This is a genomic window from Streptomyces sp. cmx-4-9, from assembly GCF_046548835.1.
Classification (GTDB): domain Bacteria; phylum Actinomycetota; class Actinomycetes; order Streptomycetales; family Streptomycetaceae; genus Streptomyces.
Window position 1 is genome coordinate 159,487 of record NZ_JAEBEE010000010.1, and the last position, 19,295, is coordinate 178,781.

Below are 19,295 nucleotides of genomic sequence, written 5' to 3' on the forward strand. Positions count from 1 at the left end.
CACTCCGCGTGCCGACACAGCCTTCCTCCGCCCCGCCCCGCCCCGACCGCCCCCTGACCGTGCTGCACCTCGTCCAGCCCGTGGACGGCGGTGTCGCCCGGGTCGTCGTCGACCTCGTCCGGGCCCAGACCGCCGCCGGGCTGCGCACCGTCGTCGGCTGCCCCCGCGGCGGCACCCTCGCCGACGCCGCCCGCGACGCCGGGGCGCAGGTCCTCCCCTGGCGGGCGGGCCGGGCGCCCGGGCCCGCCCTGCCCGCCGAAGTGCTCGGCGCCCGCCGACTGGTCCGCCGGGCCCGGCCCGACCTGCTGCACGCCCACAGCGCCAAGGCGGGACTCGCCGGCCGCCTCGCCGTCCGCGGCACCCTGCCCACCGTCTTCCAGCCCCACGCCTGGTCCTTCGACGCCGTCGGCGGGGCCACCGCCGCGCTGGCCCTGCGCTGGGAGCGGTTCGGGTCCCGCTGGGCCGACCGGGTGCTCTGCGTCAGCGAGGCCGAACGCCGCGCGGGCGCGACCGAGGGCATCACCGCCGACTGGTCCGTGGTCCGCAACGGGGTGGACCTGGAGCACTTCCGCCCCGGGGTGGCCGACCCCGACCAGGACAAGGCCCGGGCCCGGGCCGGACTGCCCCTGCCCGCCGGATTCCGAGGCGACGGGCCGCTCACCGTCTGCGTGGGCCGCCTGTGCCGGCAGAAGGGGCAGGACGTCCTGCTCCGGGCCTGGCCGGAGCTGGTGGCGACCGTCCCCGGAGCCCGCCTCGCCCTCGTCGGCGACGGCCCCGACACCGAACGGCTGCGCCGCACGGCGCCGCCCGGAGTGCTCTTCGCCGGAGCCGCCCGCGACATCCGACCGTGGCTTCGGGCCGCCGATCTCGTTGTACTGCCGTCGCGGTGGGAAGGCATGGCGCTCGCCCCGCTCGAAGCCATGGCCTGCGGCCGGCCCGTCCTGGTCTCCGACGTCAGCGGTGCCAGGGAGAGCCTGCCGCCCGGCCAGGGACGGCTGTGCCTGGTGCCGCCGGAGGACCCGACGGCCCTGGCCAAGGCCCTGGGACGGCTGCTCTCCGAACCGCGGCTGCTCACCGAACTCGGGGAGCAGGCCCGGCAGCACGCCCGGACGGACTTCGACGTGCGGCGGACCACGGAAGCGGTCACCGGCCTGTACCACGAACTGCTGGGCAGGCCCCGGCCCTCGAACCAGGAGCGCATCAGCCGATGACGATGGACAGCGCACCCGCCCGGCACACCGGGCAGGGCGGCACCGGGCCCGCCGGCGGCAGCGCCTTCGCGCCGCCGCCCCCGGTCGCCCGCCGCTCCACGACCGCCATCCACCCCCCGCGCGGCCCCCGGACCGGCCAGGCCCGCGCCGCCGCACGGCCGCAGCGGATCCGCCGCGGCGACGGGGTCCTGCCGCTGCTGGCCGCCGACGCACTGGCCGCCGTCCTCACCGCGACGGCCCTGCCGGGCCCCGCCCTGCCGGCCGCGGCCGTCCTGCCGGCCGCCGCGGTGCTCGCCGCGCTGCACGCGCAGGCCGGGCTGTACCGGCCGCGGCTGGCCCCGTCCGCGCTGCGCGACCTGCCCGCGCTGGCCGGACGGTCGGCCGCCCTGTGGTGCGCCGCCGCGGCGGTGGCCGCCGCCGTCGACCCGCACCGGGCGCTGGCCTGGAGCGCGCTGCTCACCGCGGTCTGCCTGCAGACCGTCCTGGTGTGCGCGGGCCGCGGGTTCGCCCACCAGCTGCGCCGCCGCACCGCCCGCCGCAGGCCCGACTCGGCCCTCGTGGTCGGGCCCGGCGCCGGGGCCGCCGCCGTGGCCGCCGCCCTGCACGGCCGCCCCGAGTACGGGCTGCGCCCCGTGGGCCTGGCCGACACCCCGGCCGGCGACGGCGAACCGCAGCCGGTCCGGCCCGGCGCGCTGCCCGTGCTCGTCACCCACGAGGACGTACGGCGCGCGGTCATCCAGAACTCCGTCCGGCACGCCGTGTTCACCCGCCCGGCGGAAGCCGACGAGCGCACCGCCTCGCTGGTCCGGCTCTTCCACGACCACGGCTGCCGGCTGTGGCTCGCCGACCCGGCCGGTACCGCCAAGATCACCGGCATGCGGCTGCCGCACCCCGCCGACCAGCTGTGGGGGTACGCCGTGCAGCCGCTGCTGCCGCGCCCGTCGCGGCCGCTGGAACGCTGGGTCAAGCGGGGCATCGACGGGCTGCTGGCGGCGCTCGCACTGGTCGCCGCGGCCCCCGTGATGGCCGTCTGCGCCGTGGCCGTCCGGGTCTGGGACGGCCCGGGGGTGATCTTCCGCCAGGAGCGGGTCGGCCTGTACGGGCGCCCCTTCACCCTGCTGAAGTTCCGTACCCTGCGCGCGGACGAGCACGAGGCCGCCACCCGCTGGACCGTGGCGGGCGACCGCCGGATGAGCCCGGTCGGCTCCTTCCTGCGCAAATCCTCGCTGGACGAGCTGCCGCAGCTGTGGAACGTCGTACGGGGCGACATGAGCCTGGTCGGACCCCGCCCCGAACGGCCCTTCTTCGTCGCGAAGTTCAGCAGCATCCACCCCGGATACGAGGCCCGCCACCGGATGCCCGTCGGCATCACCGGCCTGGCGCAGATCAACGGCCTGCGCGGGGACACCTCCATCGAGGACCGGGCCCGCTTCGACAACCACTACATCGACACCTGGTCGCTCTGGCAGGACCTGTGGATCCTCGCCCGCACCGCGGCCTCCTTCTTCCGGTTCCGGCTGGGGGGCAGCTGATGAGCCTCGCCGCCTCCCTGCCCGGCGTACGGCCCCGTCTGCCGGACCTGCTGCGCCGGCACTGGCCGCTGCTGCCGCTTGCCGCGACCGTGCTCTTCCTGCTGGCCCCGCTCCCGGCGGGCGACGCGACCGCCTCCGGGAAGGTCGGCCCGGCCGACGCCGCCTCGCTGCTGCTGGTGGCCGTCTGCGCGGTGCAGGCCCTGCGCGGACGGGTGCGCACCCTCAGCCCGCTGGGCGTGCTGGTGCTGGGGATGCCCGCCGTGGGACTGGCCGTGGCCACGGTGACCGCCGGCGACCCGTACGCGGCCCTGCCCGGCTTCGTGCGCTACCTCCAGGTGTTCGTACTGGTCCCGGCCGCCGTGGTGCTGCTGGTGCGCGACGCCGGCGAGTTCCGGCTCGCCGCCGGCTGCTTCGTGGTCCTGGCACTGGTGCAGGGGGCGGTGGGCGTCGTGCAGTACGCGACCCACACCGGAGCCTCCTACCAGGGCGAGGACGTCCGCGCCGTGGGCACCTTCGGCCCCGGCGACGTCATGGGCATGGCCACCGTGGTGGCGTACGGGCTGATCGTCGCGACCGCCGCCGCGCTGGCCCCCGGGCTGCCGCGGCGGGTCCGGCGGGCGGCGGGGGCCTGCGCCCTGGCGCTGGTGCTGCCGCTCGTGCTGTCCTTCAGCCGCGGAGCCTGGATCGCCACCCTCGGCGCCGCCGTGCTGGTCATGGTGCTGGCCGGCATCCGGCGCGCCCTGGCGGTGCTGGCGGCCCTGGCGGCCGCCGCGGTCGTCCTGGTGGGCGGGCTCGGCGTCGGCTCCGACATGGTCGCCGAGCGGCTCACCTCGATTACCCAGGTCTCCAGCGCCCCCGACCAGTCCGTGACCGACCGCTACACCATGTGGGCCGCCGCCGAGTCGATGTGGCGGGAGCGGCCCGCCGCCGGGGTGGGCCTCAAGGGCTTCCCGGCGCACCGGGACGGCCACTCCTCGCTGGGCCTGTCCTCCGGCAGCGACACCGCCGGCGCGGGACAGGCGTACCTGCGCCAGCCGCTGCTCTCCCCGCACAACATGTACCTGCTGATCCTGAGCGAGCAGGGTCTGATCGGGCTGACCGCGCTGGCGGGCGGCTGGGCACTGCTGCTCGCCGCCGGCCTGCGCCGGGCGGTGTCCGGCGCGGGGGCCGGGGGCGCTGCGCTGCGGGACTGCGGACTGATCGCGACCGGCCTGCTCGTGTGGCAGCTGACCGACTTCCTGTACGCGGACATCGGCGGCCCGTCCACCGTCCTCACCGGAGTGATCATCGGACTGGCCGCGTGGTGGGCCCTGCCGTCGCCGGTCCGCGGGGACGCCCCGCCCGGCGGCCCCGTCCGGCAGGCCCACGACGGGCCGGCGGCCCGGTGACGGACACGACGCCCAGGCGGCGGCCCGCGGCTGCGGCGACCGAGGTCGCCCCAGCCGCGGGCCGTCCGCCGCATCCCGCCATGCCGCCGGCGCCCCCCGCGGGGGCGTCCGCCGCCGGGCCGGGCGGGGCGTCCGCACCCCCCGTCCCCGCCGCGCCCCCCGCCGTGCCGCCCGCCCCCGCCGCGCCGCCCGGCGCCGTCCTCGGGACCGGCGGCGGCCCCGGCCCGCGGGGCCCGTTCTGGGGTCCCGTCCTCGCCGGCCCCGCCGGGGTCCGGCAGGGCCCCGCTCCGGCCGTCGGTGCCGGCCCGGCCGCAGCGCCCGCGGCCGGTGACGCCCGGGGCGGCGCGGCATCCGGCGCCACCGGCGCCACCGACGCCCCCGGATGGTCGAGGGCGCCGGTCCTGCCCGGCAGCGAACGCACCCCGCGCGGCTCCGTGCGGGTCGCCACCGCCCCCCGGAGCACCGGCCGGCGGCCCCCCGCCGCAGCGTCCGCGCCGCGCGGCGGGCCCGGAGCGGGACGCGCCGCGGCCGATTCCGGCGGGCGCACCCCGCCCGACGCGAACGCGCCCGCCCCGCTCGGCCGGTTCCTCGCCAAGGCCGCCGCCGTCACCGCCGGACTCACCGCCGCCGGAGCGGTGTTCGGGCTGGTGCGGGACCAGACCATCGCCCACCTCTTCGGTGCCGGGCACGACAGCGACGCCTTCCTGATCGCCTGGACCGTGCCCGAGATGGCCTCGACGCTGCTGATCGAGGACGCCATGGCCCTGCTGATGGTGCCCGCCTTCAGCCAGGCCCTCGCCCGGCGCGCGGCCGCCCGCTCCGGGCTGACCCGCCTTCAGGCCCGCGCCCAGGACCCCGTACGGCTGCTCGTCGGGGCGACCCTGCCGCGGCTCGCCGTCCTGCTGGCCGCGGTCGCCTCCCTGCTCGTCCTCGCCGCCCCGCTGGTCGTGGCCCTGCTCGCACCCGGCCTGCCCGACCCCGAACTGGCCGTCCAGTGCACCCGGCTGACCGCCCTGACCGTGCTCTCCTTCGGCGTCGCCGGGTACTTCAGCGCCGCCCTGCGGGCCCACCGCTCCTTCGTCCCGCCCGCCGCGATCTACGTCTCGTACAACGTCGGCATCATCGGCACGATGGTGGCCCTGCACACCCTGTGGGGGGTCCGGGCGGCCGCCGCGGGGGTGGCCGCCGGCGGGCTGCTGATGGTGCTGGTCCAACTCCCCGCCTTCGCCCGCAACGTGGGCTTCGGCCCGGCCCGCGCCCCGCGCACCCCCCGCAGCCAGCGCGACCGCGACCGGCCCACCCTCATCGCCTTCGGGGTCATCGCCCCCGTCATCTTCTTCGCCGTCTTCCGGCAGTCCCAGGTGCTCGTCGAGCGGTTCCTCGCCGCCTCGCTGCCGTCCGGGGCCATCTCGCACCTCAACTACGCGCAGAAGGTCGCGCAGATGCCCATGGTGCTCTCCCTGATGATCTGCACCGTCACCTTCCCCGTGGTGGCCCAGGCCATGGCCGGCGGCGAGCTGGAGAAGGCCCGGCGGCGCGTGGAACAGGACCTCGCCCTCGCCTCCCTCGCCGTCCTGACGGGCACCGCCATGGTCATCGGGTACGCCCCGCAGATCATCCAGGTCCTCTTCGAACGCGGGGCCTTCACCCACCAGGACACCCTCGCCACCGCCTCCGTCATGCGGGTCTACGGACTCGGACTCCTCGGCCACTGCCTCGTCGGCGCGCTGTCCCGGCCCTTCTTCTCGACCGCCCGGCCCATCTGGTTCCCGGCGCTCGCGATGGGTGCCGGCCTGCTCGTCAACATCGTCGCCGGAGCCCTCGCCGTCGACTGGTGGGGGATCCACGGCATCGCCGCCGCCAACGCGGCCGGCATCACCACGACCGCCGCCCTGCTCCTCACCGGACTCGGCTCCCGGATCATCTCCATCCAGGTCCGCCGGGTCGCCGTCAGCATCGGCCGGCTCGCCGTGTCCGCGGCGGCCGCCTGCGCCACCGGCTGGATCGCCGGGCCGATGGTTCCCGACCCGCTGCTCAGCGCCGCCCTCGGCTGCCTGCTCGTCCCCGCCATGTTCGGAGCCACCGGCACGGCCATGAAGGCCCTCGAAGTCACCGCCCTGCCCGCCCAGATCTCCCAGCTCACCCAGAGGTTCCGCCATGCCCGCTGACACCGAGACGGCGCCCGCCGCGGTGGGCCCCGCCCGCCGGACCGCTTCGCCGTGGGTCCTCATGTACCACTCCGTCGCCGAGTTCACCGACCCCGCCGAGGACCCGTACGGGATCACCGTGACCCCGCGCGCCCTGGAATCCCAACTGCTGTGGCTGCGCTCCCGGGGCCTGCGGGGGGTGTCCGTCGGCGAACTCCTGCGGGCCCGCGCCGCCGGCCGCGGCGCCGGACTGGTCGGTCTGACCTTCGACGACGGCTACACCGACTTCCTGACCCGGGCGCTGCCCCTGCTGCTCCGCCACGGCTTCACCGCCACCCTCTTCGTCCTGCCCGGCCGGCTCGGCGTCGACAACGTGTGGGACCCGCTCGGGCCGCGCAAGTCCCTGCTCACCGCCGAGGGCATCCGCGAAGCCGCCGCCGCGGGACAGGAGGTCGGCTCGCACGGGCTGCTCCACCAGGACCTCACCGCGGCCGCCGACGACGTACTCCTCCAAGAGCTGCGGGGCAGCCGCGACCTGCTGCGCGAACTGACCGGCACCCGGCCCGAGGGGTTCTGCTACCCGTACGGGCACATCGACGCCCGCGTGGTCGCGGCAGCCCGGGAGGCCGGCTACGGGTACGCCTGCGCCATCGACCCCGGCCCGCTCACAGGCCTGCACGCCCTGCCGCGCACGCACGTCAGCCAGGCCGACGGCGCCGCGCGGATGCGCCTCAAGCAGGTCCGCCACCAGGCGCGGGAGCTGCGGCGGGCGGTGCGCCGGTGAAGGACGTCAGGGCGCTCCACGTCATCACCGGGCTCGGCGTCGGCGGAGCCGAGCAGCAGCTGCGGCTGCTGCTGCGGCACCTGCCGATGCAGGCCGACGTGCTCACGCTCACGAACCCGGGACCGGTCGCCGAGGGGCTGCGCGCCGACGGGGTCCGCGTGGTGCACCTGGGGATGCGGGGCAACCGCGACCTGGGGGCGCTGCCGAAGCTGGCGGCGTTCATCCGGCGCGGCCGGTACGACCTCGTGCACACCCACCTGTACCGGGCCTGCGTCTACGGCCGCCTCGCCGCCCGGCTCGCCGGGGTGCGGGCGACCGTGGCCACCGAGCACTCCCTCGGCGAGGGCGAGATGGAGGGCCGCCCGCTGACGCGCGGGGTCCGCTCGCTGTACCTGGCCAGCGAACGCCTGGGCGCCGCGACGGTCGCCGTCTCCGACACGGTGGCGGCCCGGCTGGAGGGCTGGGGGGTGCCGGCCGCACGGGTGCACGTCGTACCCAACGGGATCGAGGCCGCCCGCTTCCACTTCGACGCCGGGACGCGGCGGGCCACCCGGGCCCGCACCGGACTGCCCGAGCGTGCCTTCGTCGTCGGCGGGGTCGGCCGGCTGGTCCCCGGCAAACGGTTCGACGTCCTCGTGCGGGCCGTCGCCGCCCTCCCCGGGGCGCACCTGCTGCTGGCCGGGGACGGCCCCGAGCGCGCCGAGCTGCGCCGGCTGGCCGGGGAGCTCGGCGCCCAGCACCGGATCCACCTGCTGGGCGAACGCGACCCGCTGGGGGACAGCGCCGACGGCCGCACCCCCGGCATTCCCGCCCTGCTGTCCGCGATGGACGTCTTCGTCTCCGCCTCGCGGGAGGAGGCCTTCGGCCTCGCCGTGGTCGAGGCGCTGGCCGCGGGACTGCCGGTGCTGCACGTCACCTGCCCCGCCGTCGACGACCTGCCGGCCGACCAGGCCCCCGGCGCCCGGCGCATCGGCCCGGGCACGGAGGAACTCGTCGGGGCGCTGCGCGGCCACATGGAGGCGGGGGCCCGGCGCCTGCCCCCGCCGCCGGTCGTCCGCCGCTACGACATCGCAGGCAGCGCCCGGCGGCTCCTGGACGTCTACGACCTCGCCCTGACCGCCGCCCCGGCCCCCGCACCCCGGCCCCCGACGGCTCGGGCGCCCGAGGACCCGGCCCGCGCCGGTGGCGGCGCCGGCTGATCCAGCCCCCTCCCGGACGTCCCGGCCGGGATCCGAACGAACCCCCCACCCAGGAAGCGAGTACGCCCATGGCCGACACCGCCGACCACAAGAAGTCCGACCACCGCTCCGAGAAGAAGCCCCGGCGGCGGCTGCCGAAGCCGCCCGCCTGGTGGCCGCTGCCCGCCTGCGCCCTCCTCGGACTCGCCGCGGGCGGCGCGTACGGGGTGCTCAAGGCGCCCGAGTACGCCGCCACCAGCTACGTCGTCGCCGTCCCCGACGACACCACCGAGCCGGCCACCGCCCTCGGCTTCGCGCAGGCCTACGCCCGCATCGCGACCAGCAGCTCCACCCTCGCCTACGCCCAGCCGCGGGCCGGCCTCAGCGCCGGCCGGCTGCGCACCCAGGTCCGGGCCGAGACCTCCCCCGAGTCCCCGATGATCGCCGTCACCGGCACCTCCACGAGCCCGGCCGAGGCCGCCGACATCGCCAACGCCGTGGCCGACGCCCTGTCCCTGAGCAGCAATCAGGCCGCCAAGAACACCGGGGTCCAACTGCTCCTGTTCAACCAGGCCGTGGCCCCCGCGGAGCCGTCTTCCCCGTCCGCCCCGGTCAGCGCAGCCGTCGGACTGTGCGCGGGCGGACTGCTGGGCGGGCTGTGGCTGCTGGCCCGGCCGCACCGCGGGCGCCGCCGGGAGCAGCCCGGCCTGCCCGGCGGGCCCGCCGCCACGCCGGTCGAGGAGTACGCCTCGCTGCCGGCGCAGGGCGAGCACTCCGAGACCAAGGAGAAGGAGTCCGTGCGATGACCCCGGGCTCCGCCGGGGCCCTGTCGGTGACGCTGTGCCGCGACCCCCGGCAGTTCGCCGCGCTGGAAGAGCCGTGGAACCGGCTCGTCCGCGGCTGCCCCACCGCCACTCCGTTCCAGAGCCATGCCTGGTTGCACTCCTGGTGGCTGTCGTACGGGAAGGAGGGGCGCCTGCGGATCGTCCTCGTGCGGCGCGGGGAGGAACTGGTCGGCGCGGCCGCGCTGATGCTCGTGCACCGGCCGCTGCCGCTGCTGGTGCCGCTCGGGGGTCCCATCACCGACTACTTCGACGTGCTGGTGGCCGCGGACAGCGCCGAGCAGGTCCTCCCGGCGCTGGCCCGCGGGCTGCACCGGGCCGCCCGCGGCGCCGTCGTCGACCTGCGCGAGGTGCGTCCGGGGGCGGCGGCCGAGGCCCTGTACGGGCAGTGGTCCGGGGCGCGCGCCCGGCTCGCCGACTCCACCTGCATGGAGCTGCCCGCGCTGCCCTTCGACGAGCTGGTCAAGCGGATGCCTGCCTCCGGCGGGCAGCGGGTGCGGGCCAAGCTCCGCAAGACCGACGCGGCCGGGATCGTCGAGCACGAGGCCACCGAGGCCGAGGTGCCGGACGCCGTACGGACCCTGCTGCGGCTGCACGAGAAGCAGTGGCGCGGCCGCGGGGTCACCCCCGAGCACCTGCGGCCCCGGTTCGCCGAGCACCTGACCCGGGCCACCCGGCGGATGGTGCGGACCGGGGAGGCCCGGCTGACGGAGTTCCGGCTGGACGGGGAGGCGGTGGCGGCCAACGTCACGCTGCTCTCGGCCGGGCTCAGCGGCGGCTACCTGTACGGGGCCGACCCGGACCTGCGGACCCGCAAGGTGGACGTGGCGACGCTGCTGCTGCGGTACGAGGTCGGGCGGGCGCTCGACGACGGCCGCCCGGTGGTGTCCTTCCTGCGCGGCAGCGAGCCGTACAAGAACCACTGGCGGCCCGAGACGGTCGTCAACCAGCGGCTGCTGCTGGCCACGGCCCCGCTCGCACCCCTCCTGCGACTGCACGAATCGCAGCTGACGGGGCGCGAGCGGGCGGTGGACCGGCTGCGGGAGACCCTGCCGGCCGCCCGGGACTGGCGGGCCCGGATCAACGAACTCCGGGTCCGGTGACCGTGCCCGCGCCCGGCCGCCGTCCGGGACGCCCGCGCCTAGAAGGGCCAGAAGCCACTGCCCTTGTCCCAGCCGAGCTGGACGCAGACGGACTGCTTGCCGACCAGCTTGGACAGCCATTCGCCGAAGTTGACCGGCACGCACCACAGCTTGCTGTTGACGGGTGGCTGCGGCTTCGGGTCCGGCTTCGGTGCGACCGGGCTCGGCGTCGCGGGCGAGGGCAGCGGGACCGGGACGGTGGCCTCCGGGGAGGGGGCGCTGGGCTTCGGCGTCGGGGTGGGCTTCGGTGTCGGGGTGGGCTTCGGTGTCGGGGTGGGCTTCGGTGTCGGGACGGGCTTCGGCGTCGGGGTGGCCACCGGGGCCTCGGTGCTGGGGACGGGGCTCGGGACCGCAGGGGTCGGGATCGGAGTGGGGGTCGGAGTGGGGGTGACCACCGGGACGTCGGGCGTGGGCGCCGGGGTCGGGACCTGCGGGGTGGGTACCTGGGGGGTCGGGACCTGCGGGGTCGGGATGACCGGGGTGGGGACCACCGGGGTCGGGACCACCGGGGTCGGGACCACGGGGGTGGGGACCACCGGGGTCGGGATCACCGGGCCGGGCTTCTCCGGCGTCAGCGCGTCACGGAAGACCCGCGCGGAGTCCGGGTTCTGCTTGCACTGCCACACGCCGTGCGGGCAGTAGTCGGTGATGGTGTGGTAGAGCGGCTTGTGCTGCTCGATCCACTTCAGCATGCGCCGCACGTACTCCGGATTGTCCCCGTTGCGGAAGAGCCCCCACTCCGGGTACGAGATCTCCTTGCCGTGTGCTCTTGCGAAGTCCACGTGCTGCTGGAGTCCGTACGGCTGGCTGATCTGGTCGTCGAAGGTGCGGCCGGGAGCCTGGTCGTAGGAGTCCATCCCGACGATGTCGACCACGTCGTCGCCGGGATAGCACCTGGTCCAGCCGATGGCGTCGGTACCCCGGTTCGGCGCGAAGTCGAACTTGAACTCCTGGCCGGGCACCGCGCGCATCGCGGTGACCACGCGCCTCCAGTACGCCTTCCAGTTCTCCGGGTCCGGCCCGCACCGGTGGGTGTAGGTCGTGCCGTTCATCTCCCAGCCGAGCACGATCACCGTGTCCGGGACGCCGAGGGCCACGAGCCGCTCGGCGAGCTTCGTGAAGTGCTGGTCGAACCGGCCGTCCGCACCCTCCCGGATCAGCCGGGCCACCTCCCGGTCGGACACCCGGGCTTCGTTGCGGGCCTGCATGGGCACGTTCAGGACGAACATCCGGTCGTCGTCCGCCAGCCGCCAGGCCGCCCAGGACGACAGGAAGGAGACGTTGCCCTCGATGGCGGGCCAGACGTCACCCGGGAGGTAGGTGTGGCCCACCCGGATCTCCCTGCCGCCCAGCCACCGCGACAGCTGCGGGATGCGCGCCACCCCGGACGGGCCGTAGTCGAGATAGGCGCCCATGGCGGTGCCGGCTCCCGCGGGCCTGTCCTCCCCGGGCGCCGCGAGCGCGGCTCCGGTGGCGAGCAGTCCGGCCGTGACCGTACCGACGCAGGTGCTCGCCAGTCGGCGACGTGGTGTGGGCATGGCGTCTCCCGGGCTTTCCTGAATCGGTGTGCTTACGAAAGACGTTAGACAGCAGATATGACGAATGGCCTGTTCGGTGACTGACGGGTAGGCCATTCGCAGCTGCGCACCACCCCCGCTTGGTCCGACTAGGTGAAAGACACCGCCTCCATGCACGCGTTCGCCCCCCATGCCCCCGCGGTCCTGCTCAGACTCGATCGGAACCCGTTCCACCACGGAACCCTTGGCGCCGTCAGATCCCTTGGCCGCAAAAGCGTGGAGGTCCATGCCGTCGTCGAAGCCGGGGGAGGTCCCGTGGGACGTTCGCGGTACCTGCGTGCCGTGCACCCCGGGCCGGCCGGCGGGCTGGACCCCGAGGCCCCCGAGGCGCTGCTGACGTGCCTGACCGGGGTGTCGGAGCGGATCGGGCGGCCCGCCGTGCTCTTCGCGATGGACGACCTGAGCGCGATCGCCGTCTCCCGGATCGCGCCCGGGCTGACGGACCGTTTCCGGATCCCCCATCAGCCCGACAACCTGCCCGCCCGGGTGGCCGACAAGGCGGAACTGTCCCGGCTCTGCGCCCGCTGGGACATCGCCCACCCGGAGACCGTGATCCCGGCGAGCGGCACGGAGGCGGCCGACGCGGCGTGGCGCCTGGGCCTGCCCGTGATCGCCAAGTGGAGCCGGCCCTGGCTGCTGCCCGCGGGAGCGGACGGGCTGCGGAGCACCACCCTGGTGCACACCGCCGCCGAGGTGCGCAGGCTCTACGAGCGGTCCGCCGAAGCCGGGAGCCGGCTGCTGCTGCAGCGGTTCCTGCCCGCCGGACCGGACACCGACTGGTTCTTCCACGGCGCCTTCGCCCGGGGCGGGCACCCGCTGCTCACCGGCTCCGGCCGCAAGGAGCTGTCCTGGCCGGTGCGCACCGGGCTGACGGCCGTGGGGCGCTGGCTGCCGGACCCGGCGGTCGAGGAGGCCGGGCTGCGGCTGGCCGAACGCCTGGGCTACCAGGGCATCCTGGACCTGGACTTCCGCCGGGACGAGGACGGCACCTTCCGGCTGGTCGACTTCAACCCCCGCCCCGGCGCGCAGTTCCGGCTGTTCACGGACGCCTCCGGGCTGGACGTCGTCCAGGCGATGTACCTGGACCTGACGGGCCAGCAGGTGCCGCAGCCCTCCGGCGGCCCGGGCCGGCTGTTCGTCGCCGAGAACTACGCGCTGCTGGCCGCGGTCCGGGGGCGTTCACTGCCGCGCCGGACGGCGCCGGGCCCCGCGGCGCAGACCGCCGCGGACCGCCCGGCGCAGCGCCGGGCCGCGCCCGCGCCGGCTCCCGCACGCGGCCCGGCGGGCGGGCGGCGCGCCGGGGAGCGGGGGCGCATCGAGACGGCCTGGTACGCCGCCGACGACCCGGGGCCGTTCCTGGCGATGCTGCTGGCCTTCCTCGGACGCGGGGTGGGCAAGGGCGCCCGGGTCCTGCGCGGGGTGCCCGGACAGGGCCGCCGCACGGCCCTCTCGGCGGTCCGGGCCCCGCGCCAGCGCGGCCGGGACCAGGGCTCCGCCGGTCCGGCCTCCCGCACCGCACCGCCCGAGACCCCGGCGGAGCCGGATGAGCTGGTGACCCGTTGAGCTGGACGAGGAGAGGACGGCCGTGACGCGGATGGACGATCTGGTGGTGATCGGCGCGGGCCCGTACGGGCTGTCGGTCGCCGCGCACGCCGCGGGCGCGGGACTGGACGTCCGCGTCCTGGGCCGGCCGATGGCCTCGTGGCGCGACCACATGCCCGACGGCATGTACCTGAAGTCGGAGCCCTGGTCGTCCAATCTGTCCGCCCCGGACGGCCGGCACACCCTGGCCGCGTACTGCGCCACCCGGGGACTGGCCGCGGAACACGGCACTCCGCTGCCGATCGGCACGTTCAGTGCGTACGGGATGTGGTTCGCCCGCAACGCCGCGCCGGAGGTGGAGGAGGTGACCGTCACGGAGGTGGCCCCGCAGGGCGAGGCCTTCCGCATCCGCACCGCCGAGGGCCCGCAGCTGCTCGCCCGCACGGTCGCCGTCGCGGTCGGGGTGATGCCCTTCGTCCACCACCCGCGGGCCCTGCGGGAGCTGCCGCCCGCCCACTACTCGCACAGCAGCGGCCACCGGGACCTGGCCCGTTTCGCCGGGCAGGAGGTCGCCGTGCTGGGCGCCGGGCAGGCCGCCCTGGAGACCGCCGCGCTGCTGGCCGAGCAGGGCGCCCGGCCCTGCCTGGTGGTCCGCGGCTCCCGGCTGAACTGGAACACCGTGCCGCAGCCCCTGGAGCGGCCCGTGCTGCGGTCCCTGCGCGACCCGCACAGCGGGCTCGGCACCGGATGGCGCAGCTGGGCGTGGTCGGAGCTGCCGTGGGCCGTGCGCCGGCTGCCCGCCCGGACCCGGGAGCGGATCGCGGCGACCGCGCTGGGGCCCGCCGGCGCCTGGTGGCTGCGGGAGCGGTTCGAGCAGCGCGTCCCCGTGCTGCTCGGGCACCGGCTGCACCGGGCGTCCGCGGTGGGGGACCGGACCCGGCTGGGACTGACCACCAGGACCGGGGAGTCCGTGGTCCTGGACGCCGCGCACGTCATCGCCGCCACCGGGTTCACCCCGGACCTGGCCCGGCTGGGCCTGCTCGACGCGGGGCTGCGGGGCGCGCTGGCGACGGTGGGGGCCGGCCGGACCCCCGAGCTGAGCGCCCGCTTCGAGTCCTCCTGGCCCGGCCTGTTCTTCGCGGGACTGCTGACGGCTCCCTCATTCGGCCCTTCCATGCGATTCGTGCACGGCGCGGGCTTCACGGCGGGGAGACTGGTGAAAGGAGTCCTGGGGCGTCTCGGCGCCCGGGGACCCGTGCCGGGCGGCAGACGGACCGCGCCCGACCGGGCGACGACGTACCTGCGATGAGATCTCCGTGAGATCTGCGGTGAGAGGGGTCCTCGATGAGCGCGGAGCGAGCACAGGGCCGCGGCTGGGTGCGGATCCCGGCCAGCCGGGCCGAACAGCCCGGGACGCCGGGACCCGGGGGGCAGGCCCCGGGCGCGTACGCGGCGCCGTACGGGGCCCCGTACGCCCCCGGACCGTACGGCGCTCCGTACGGGGCGCCCCGCGGGGGCGGTGCGGCCACCGACCCCGCCACGATCTACCTCTCGCTCGTCAGGCGCTGGCGGGAGGCCGGGCGCACCCTTCCGGGGCATCCTGACGAAGAGTGGGAGCGGCTCATCTCCCAGCCGTGCTGGCCCGGCCGTTAGGTGGTGTGACGCGTGGCAGCGGCGGAGCACGACAGATCCGGGCAGGGCCGGACGGCACCGGTGACCGGGGCCGCGGAGCGGCTCGCACTGAACGGCATGGGCAGCTTCGAATGGGACCTGGGCACCGGGGCGCTGCTGCTGGACGAGGCCGGGATGGCCGTGTTCGACCTGCTGCCCGAGGAGTTCGACGACACCCCGGAGGGGCTGGGGCTGCGGATCCCCGAGGAGGACGGCAGACGCCTCGGGGAGGCGGTCGCCTCGGTCCTCGACGACGGCGGGGAGACCTACGGCTCCTACTTCACGGTGCAGCGGCGCGACGGCCGCGACCAGTGGACGCACACCCAGGGGCGCATCCTGCGGGACGGCGAGGGGCAGCCGTACCGGATCGTCGGCATCGTCCGCGACGCGACGGCGGAACTGGCCCACGCAACCGTGCTGCGCAAGCTGGAATCGGCGCGCATCCAGCAGACGACGATCGTGCAGCGCACCACCGAGGCCCTGTCGCGGGCGGTGACCGTCGACGACGTGACGGCCGCCCTGACCGGGGCCGGCGCACTGGAGCGGCTCGGCGCCGACGGGCTGGCCCTCGGACTGGTCGAGGGCGGCACCATCAAGATGATCGCGCTGAGCGGCGAGACGCTGGAGATCCTCAGCGAGCGCAACCTCACCCGGCTCGACGGCTCGCTGCCGCTGTCCCGGGCCGTCCTCACCCGCAAGGCCCGCTTCGTCACCTCGCTCGCCGCGCTCGGCGAGGAGTTCCCGCTGCTCAGCGACTACCTGAACCGCATCCAGTACGACGCGGCGGCCTACCTTCCGCTGATCGCCCAGGCCAAGGCCATCGGCGGCCTGGTCCTGTTCTACCGGCGGCGCAGCGAGTTCAGCCCCGAGGAGCGCAACCTCTGCCTGGGCCTGGCGGGCATCGTGGCCCAGTCCCTCCAGCGGGCCCTCCTGTTCGACCAGGAGCGGGAGTTCGCCACCGGCCTGCAGGCCGCCATGCTGCCGCGGCGCATCCCGGAGATCACCGGCGGGGAGATCGCGGTCCGCTACCACTCCGCGTGGAGCGGCCGGGAGGTCGGCGGGGACTGGTACGACGTGATCGCGCTGCCCCGCGACCGGGTCGGCATCGTCGTGGGCGACGTCCAGGGGCACGACACGCACGCCGCGGCCATCATGGGCCAGCTGCGGATCGCCCTTCGGGCCTACGCGGGCGAGGGCCACCCCCCGTCCACGGTGCTGGCCCGGGCTTCCCGCTTCCTCGCCGAACTCGACACCGAACGCTTCGCCACCTGCATGTACGCGCAGGTGGACCTGGAGACCGGCGGGGTACGGGCGGTCCGCGCAGGCCACCTCGGCCCGCTGATCCGGCACACCGACGGCCGCACGGGCTGGCCGAACGTCCGCGGCGGGCTCCCGCTCGGACTGGCCACGGCCTTCGCCCAGGAGGAGTTCCCCGAGACCCGGCTCGACCTGGTCCCCGGGGAGACGCTCGTGCTGTGCACCGACGGGCTGGTGGAGGAGCCCGGCACCGCCATCACCCAGGGCATGGAGGCCCTCGCCCACGCCGTCCGCAGCGGACCGCAGGAGGCCGGGGCGCTCGCCGACCACCTCTCCGACCGGCTCTGGGAGCGCTGGGGCTCCGGGGACGACGTGGCCCTGCTGGTGCTGCGCCGGGCCCCCGACCCGGGCACCCACCGGGCCCCGCGGATCCACCAGTACATCCACCAGGCCGACCCCGAGGGCCTGTCCGAGGCCCGGTACGCGCTGCGGCACGCCCTGCGGGACTGGGGCATGCCCGAACTTGCCGACGACGTCGAACTGGCGGCCGGGGAACTCCTGGTCAACGCCCTGCTGCACACCGACGGCGGGGCCGTGCTGACGATGGAGGTGCTGCCCGAGCCGGTCCGGCGGATCCGGCTGTGGGTCAAGGACCGCTCCAGCGTGTGGCCGCGCCGGCGGACCCCGGGGGAGGCGGCCACCACCGGGCGCGGACTCCTCCTGGTGGACGCGCTCGCCACGCACTGGGGTGTGGAGTCCCGCGGCGACGGCAAAGCGGTGTGGTGCGAGTTCACCGCCGGTGGCAGCCCGAGGAACCCGGTGTGAGCAGGCCGTCACCCCGAGTTGTGAGGGGCGGCGTGCCGGGTGATGATGCCGTCATGAGACGGAACGTGCTGTGCGCAGGCTGAGCAGGGGCGCCGCGACGGGCATCCTGGCGCTGCTCCTGCTGGCTGCCGGGGTGCCGACGGTCGTGGACTGGACGACGGGCCGCCCGCACGCGGAGCCCGGGTGCCAGGCGGTGGCCTTCATGTCGATGACGGGCGTGGCGCCCGAGTGCCGGTAGCGGCGGCTACCGGCCGGGCGCGGCCGGGCCCCACCGGGGCTAGCCCCGGGTGATCAGCCGGATCTCGCGGCGGTCCTCGGCGACCGTGTCCACGGAGCGGGGCATCAGGCCCGAGAAGTGGACCTCGTCGAGCTTCGCCTCGGCGAGCGCCGCACCCGCGTGGATGCCCGGGGTGTACCTGAGCGAGCCGGTGGCCTCCCACGCGTGCTCCCGGCCGTCGCAGTCGGCCTCCCCGCCGCCGAAGGCGAGCCGCGTGCCCTCCTGCCGGACCGACGCCGAGATCTGGAGCTTCGCCCCCACGGGTGACGGGTTGGTGCAGTGGTAGGTGCCGGAAAGGGTGACCGTGCCGTCCGGGTGGATGTGACCGTGCGACAGTACGGAAATCCCCTGGTCGTACACGGTGGCCTGGGCCGGGGCGCTGAATGCGGCCGTCGCGGCCAGCGCCGAGAGCGCCGCCAGGGCCATGCGGGTTCCGTGAATACGCATTGTTCCTCCGGGTCGATTCGGGTGACGGGATTCCGCCGGAACGCATTGTGCTGGCAGTTGGACGGCAACTGGCTCCGCACACCCGTGTCGGTGTGTGCAATTTCCCGCCGGCGGGCGTGAGACTGACCGCAATCCGTCCCCGAAGGGATCCGCATGCGTCAGTCGGCCACCCCCAGCCGCACCACTCCCAGCCGCACCACCCCTCTCGGCACCATGCCCCGCCGCACCATGCCCCGCCGCACCATCCCCCTCCGCACGACCCCTCTCCTCGCCGCCGCCCTCCTCCCGCTCCTCCTGTTCGGCGCCGCCGCCTGCCGGCACGCACCCGAGGGCGCCGCGCTCGCGCCCGCCGCGGCCCCCGCCGTCCCGGTGGACGACGGGGCGCCCGGCGCCGGAGAGGACCCCGTGGGAGCACCGGGGCGGGCCGCGGCGGCCGGGCCGCTGCCCGCCGCCGTGCAGGACGCCCACGTGGGCGATGCCGTACGGGTGCGCGGCGCCCAGGTCGGGCGGCACCTCCAGGTGGTGCTGAACGCGTACGTGGATCCGGCGGTCAGCGTGGACAAGAACTTCGCGCCGCCAGCCGGGAAGCGCTGGGCGGCCGCCTCCATGTCGTTCGTCAACGTGGGCGGGGCCTCGTACGGGGCGCTCGGGCGCATGTGGGCGTACGACAGCGCGGGGAAGCGTTACGCGGTGGTGCCCACCGGTGAACTGACGACCGGCAAACCACTCGTCTTCGATTCCCTGGAGGTCGGTGAGCGGGCCGAGGGATGGGTGGTGTTCGAAATCCCGGAAAACGCCCGCGTGGTGCGGCTCCAGTACCAGGACGCGAACATCCAGCCGAATTCCGGAGGTGGTTTCTGGGGTGTCTAGCCCGCCCGGGTGAAAGGCCGTGAAAGAGCCGGGGGAGAGACCACTAGGGTGCGGCGCATGACTTCTACTCAAGCCGAAATCGACCGGTCCCAGCTCGGCACCCTTTCGGTGCTCGCCTGGATCGGCGACCCCTCCGAGGCGCACGACATCCCGTACCTCCTCGCCTACACCCTCGGTGACGGCCCGAAGGGCCGGGAAGCCGGGGAGGCGGCCGCCCGCGGGCTGCTGGAGGAGATCGGCCTGCCCATCGGAGACGTCGTCATGGACGGCACCCGCAACCCCTCGGGCTTCCCGGTGCAGATCCTGCTGGAAGGCAATCAGATCGCGCTGACCCTGCCCGGGATGAACGCGCAGTGCACCGCGCCCGACGAGTGGGTCGCCGCGGCGGACGAGAGCGGTCAGGCCTACTTCCTCTTCGCCACACGCGCCTGGCCGGAGGCCGTTCCCGGCCAGCCGGTCACGGCTGAGACCCTCCAGGCGTTCGCGGGCGACGAGGCCGTCCTCACCGGGAGCGCGCACTGCGTCCTGTCGGTGCGCCGCCTGCAGAAGTAGCCCTTCGGCGGGGCCCCGGCCCGCCCCGCCCCCCCGCTCCGGCCGCCGGGCTC

General features: G+C 75.8%; 17 protein-coding genes. 15 read left to right on the forward strand and 2 right to left on the reverse strand.

Translation table 11 applies throughout. The annotated features are described in order from the left end of the window. The first annotated feature begins 8 nt into the window (after positions 1–8). The 8 genes from ACLJTM_RS29385 (at position 9) to ACLJTM_RS29420 (ending at position 10,185) form a co-directional block, all read left to right on the forward strand. Positions 9–1,211, forward strand: coding sequence for a glycosyltransferase (locus ACLJTM_RS29385; RefSeq protein ID WP_411106787.1), 1,203 nt, complete (start codon positions 9–11; stop codon positions 1,209–1,211). Then, entirely contained in the window at positions 1,208–2,743 is a 1,536-nt protein-coding gene (locus ACLJTM_RS29390; RefSeq protein ID WP_411106788.1) for an exopolysaccharide biosynthesis polyprenyl glycosylphosphotransferase, read from the forward strand. Before ACLJTM_RS29385 ends, ACLJTM_RS29390 begins: the two co-directional genes overlap by 4 nt. Beyond that, positions 2,743–4,131 carry an O-antigen ligase family protein gene (locus ACLJTM_RS29395; protein WP_411106789.1) on the forward strand — a complete coding sequence of 463 codons (1,389 nt, stop codon included), beginning with the start codon at positions 2,743–2,745 and terminating at the stop codon, positions 4,129–4,131. Before ACLJTM_RS29390 ends, ACLJTM_RS29395 begins: the two co-directional genes overlap by 1 nt. Positions 4,132–4,211: 80 nt before the next feature. Then, complete coding sequence (gene murJ, locus ACLJTM_RS29400; RefSeq protein WP_411106790.1) at positions 4,212–6,299, forward strand: murein biosynthesis integral membrane protein MurJ; 2,088 nt, start codon at positions 4,212–4,214, stop codon at positions 6,297–6,299. Then, positions 6,289–7,062, forward strand: a complete 774-nt coding sequence (locus ACLJTM_RS29405; RefSeq protein WP_411106791.1) for a polysaccharide deacetylase family protein — start codon at positions 6,289–6,291, stop codon at positions 7,060–7,062. The genes murJ and ACLJTM_RS29405 overlap by 11 nt, the downstream gene beginning before the upstream one ends. Next, a complete protein-coding gene (locus ACLJTM_RS29410) occupies positions 7,059–8,261 on the forward strand; it encodes a glycosyltransferase (RefSeq protein ID WP_411106792.1) in 1,203 nt (400 codons plus the stop codon). The genes ACLJTM_RS29405 and ACLJTM_RS29410 overlap by 4 nt, the downstream gene beginning before the upstream one ends. A gap of 68 nt (positions 8,262–8,329) precedes the next feature. Further along, the gene (locus ACLJTM_RS29415; protein ID WP_411106793.1) at positions 8,330–9,046 is read left to right on the forward strand and encodes a lipopolysaccharide biosynthesis protein; all 717 of its coding nucleotides are present in this window, start codon (positions 8,330–8,332) and stop codon (positions 9,044–9,046) included. Beyond that, positions 9,043–10,185: a GNAT family N-acetyltransferase gene (locus tag ACLJTM_RS29420; protein WP_411106794.1), complete on the forward strand. Its 1,143-nt coding sequence runs from the start codon at positions 9,043–9,045 to the stop codon at positions 10,183–10,185. The genes ACLJTM_RS29415 and ACLJTM_RS29420 overlap by 4 nt, the downstream gene beginning before the upstream one ends. 38 nt (positions 10,186–10,223) lie before the next feature. Here ACLJTM_RS29420 and ACLJTM_RS29425 read toward each other — a convergent pair whose 3' ends face one another. Beyond that, positions 10,224–11,762 carry a glycoside hydrolase family 26 protein gene (locus ACLJTM_RS29425; protein WP_411106795.1) on the reverse strand — a complete coding sequence of 513 codons (1,539 nt, stop codon included), beginning with the start codon at positions 11,760–11,762 and terminating at the stop codon, positions 10,224–10,226. A 294-nt stretch (positions 11,763–12,056) separates the two neighbouring features. Here ACLJTM_RS29425 and ACLJTM_RS29430 point away from each other — a divergent pair, with 294 nt between their 5' ends. The 5 genes from ACLJTM_RS29430 (at position 12,057) to ACLJTM_RS29450 (ending at position 17,334) form a co-directional block, all read left to right on the forward strand. Continuing rightward, positions 12,057–13,364, forward strand: coding sequence for an ATP-grasp domain-containing protein (locus tag ACLJTM_RS29430; protein ID WP_411106796.1), 1,308 nt, complete (start codon positions 12,057–12,059; stop codon positions 13,362–13,364). A gap of 31 nt (positions 13,365–13,395) precedes the next feature. Next, positions 13,396–14,652 (forward strand): NAD(P)-binding domain-containing protein, encoded by a 1,257-nt coding sequence (locus ACLJTM_RS29435; protein WP_411106951.1) that lies wholly within the window; start codon positions 13,396–13,398, stop codon positions 14,650–14,652. 35 nt (positions 14,653–14,687) lie between these two features. Beyond that, a complete protein-coding gene (locus tag ACLJTM_RS29440; protein ID WP_411106797.1) occupies positions 14,688–14,996 on the forward strand; it encodes a hypothetical protein in 309 nt (102 codons plus the stop codon). 12 nt (positions 14,997–15,008) lie between these two features. Next, positions 15,009–17,096 carry a SpoIIE family protein phosphatase gene (locus ACLJTM_RS29445; protein WP_411106798.1) on the forward strand — a complete coding sequence of 696 codons (2,088 nt, stop codon included), beginning with the start codon at positions 15,009–15,011 and terminating at the stop codon, positions 17,094–17,096. Positions 17,097–17,166: 70 nt separating this feature from the next. Continuing rightward, complete coding sequence (locus ACLJTM_RS29450) at positions 17,167–17,334, forward strand: hypothetical protein (RefSeq protein ID WP_411106799.1); 168 nt, start codon at positions 17,167–17,169, stop codon at positions 17,332–17,334. 39 nt (positions 17,335–17,373) lie between these two features. Here the strand turns inward: ACLJTM_RS29450 and ACLJTM_RS29455 are convergent, their stop codons facing one another. After that, complete coding sequence (locus tag ACLJTM_RS29455; RefSeq protein ID WP_411106800.1) at positions 17,374–17,820, reverse strand: DUF6299 family protein; 447 nt, start codon at positions 17,818–17,820, stop codon at positions 17,374–17,376. Between the two features lie 153 nt (positions 17,821–17,973). On the opposite strand from ACLJTM_RS29455, the gene ACLJTM_RS29460 reads away from it, so the two are divergent. Together ACLJTM_RS29460 and ACLJTM_RS29465 are read left to right on the forward strand one after the other, a co-directional pair. After that, positions 17,974–18,690 carry a DUF4352 domain-containing protein gene (locus tag ACLJTM_RS29460; RefSeq protein WP_411106801.1) on the forward strand — a complete coding sequence of 239 codons (717 nt, stop codon included), beginning with the start codon at positions 17,974–17,976 and terminating at the stop codon, positions 18,688–18,690. A 57-nt stretch (positions 18,691–18,747) separates the two neighbouring features. Then, the gene (locus ACLJTM_RS29465; protein ID WP_411106802.1) at positions 18,748–19,242 is read left to right on the forward strand and encodes a DUF5949 family protein; all 495 of its coding nucleotides are present in this window, start codon (positions 18,748–18,750) and stop codon (positions 19,240–19,242) included. Positions 19,243–19,295: the final 53 nt, after the last annotated feature.

What these genes read in the sequence shown, in the direction of transcription:
- ACLJTM_RS29460 (WP_411106801.1), top strand. Translation starts at nt 17,974, where the DNA reads ATGCGTCAGTCGGCCACCCCCAGCCGCACCACTCCCAGCCGCACCACC.
- ACLJTM_RS29440 (WP_411106797.1), top strand. Translation starts at nt 14,688, where the DNA reads ATGAGCGCGGAGCGAGCACAGGGCCGCGGCTGGGTGCGGATCCCGGCC.
- ACLJTM_RS29435 (WP_411106951.1), top strand. Translation starts at nt 13,396, where the DNA reads ATGGACGATCTGGTGGTGATCGGCGCGGGCCCGTACGGGCTGTCGGTC.
- murJ (WP_411106790.1), top strand. Translation starts at nt 4,212, where the DNA reads ATGCCGCCGGCGCCCCCCGCGGGGGCGTCCGCCGCCGGGCCGGGCGGG.
- ACLJTM_RS29405 (WP_411106791.1), top strand. Translation starts at nt 6,289, where the DNA reads ATGCCCGCTGACACCGAGACGGCGCCCGCCGCGGTGGGCCCCGCCCGC.
- ACLJTM_RS29420 (WP_411106794.1), top strand. Translation starts at nt 9,043, where the DNA reads ATGACCCCGGGCTCCGCCGGGGCCCTGTCGGTGACGCTGTGCCGCGAC.
- ACLJTM_RS29465 (WP_411106802.1), top strand. Translation starts at nt 18,748, where the DNA reads ATGACTTCTACTCAAGCCGAAATCGACCGGTCCCAGCTCGGCACCCTT.
- ACLJTM_RS29425 (WP_411106795.1), bottom strand. Translation starts at nt 11,762, where the DNA reads ATGCCCACACCACGTCGCCGACTGGCGAGCACCTGCGTCGGTACGGTC.
- ACLJTM_RS29455 (WP_411106800.1), bottom strand. Translation starts at nt 17,820, where the DNA reads ATGCGTATTCACGGAACCCGCATGGCCCTGGCGGCGCTCTCGGCGCTG.
- ACLJTM_RS29415 (WP_411106793.1), top strand. Translation starts at nt 8,330, where the DNA reads ATGGCCGACACCGCCGACCACAAGAAGTCCGACCACCGCTCCGAGAAG.
- ACLJTM_RS29390 (WP_411106788.1), top strand. Translation starts at nt 1,208, where the DNA reads ATGACGATGGACAGCGCACCCGCCCGGCACACCGGGCAGGGCGGCACC.
- ACLJTM_RS29395 (WP_411106789.1), top strand. Translation starts at nt 2,743, where the DNA reads ATGAGCCTCGCCGCCTCCCTGCCCGGCGTACGGCCCCGTCTGCCGGAC.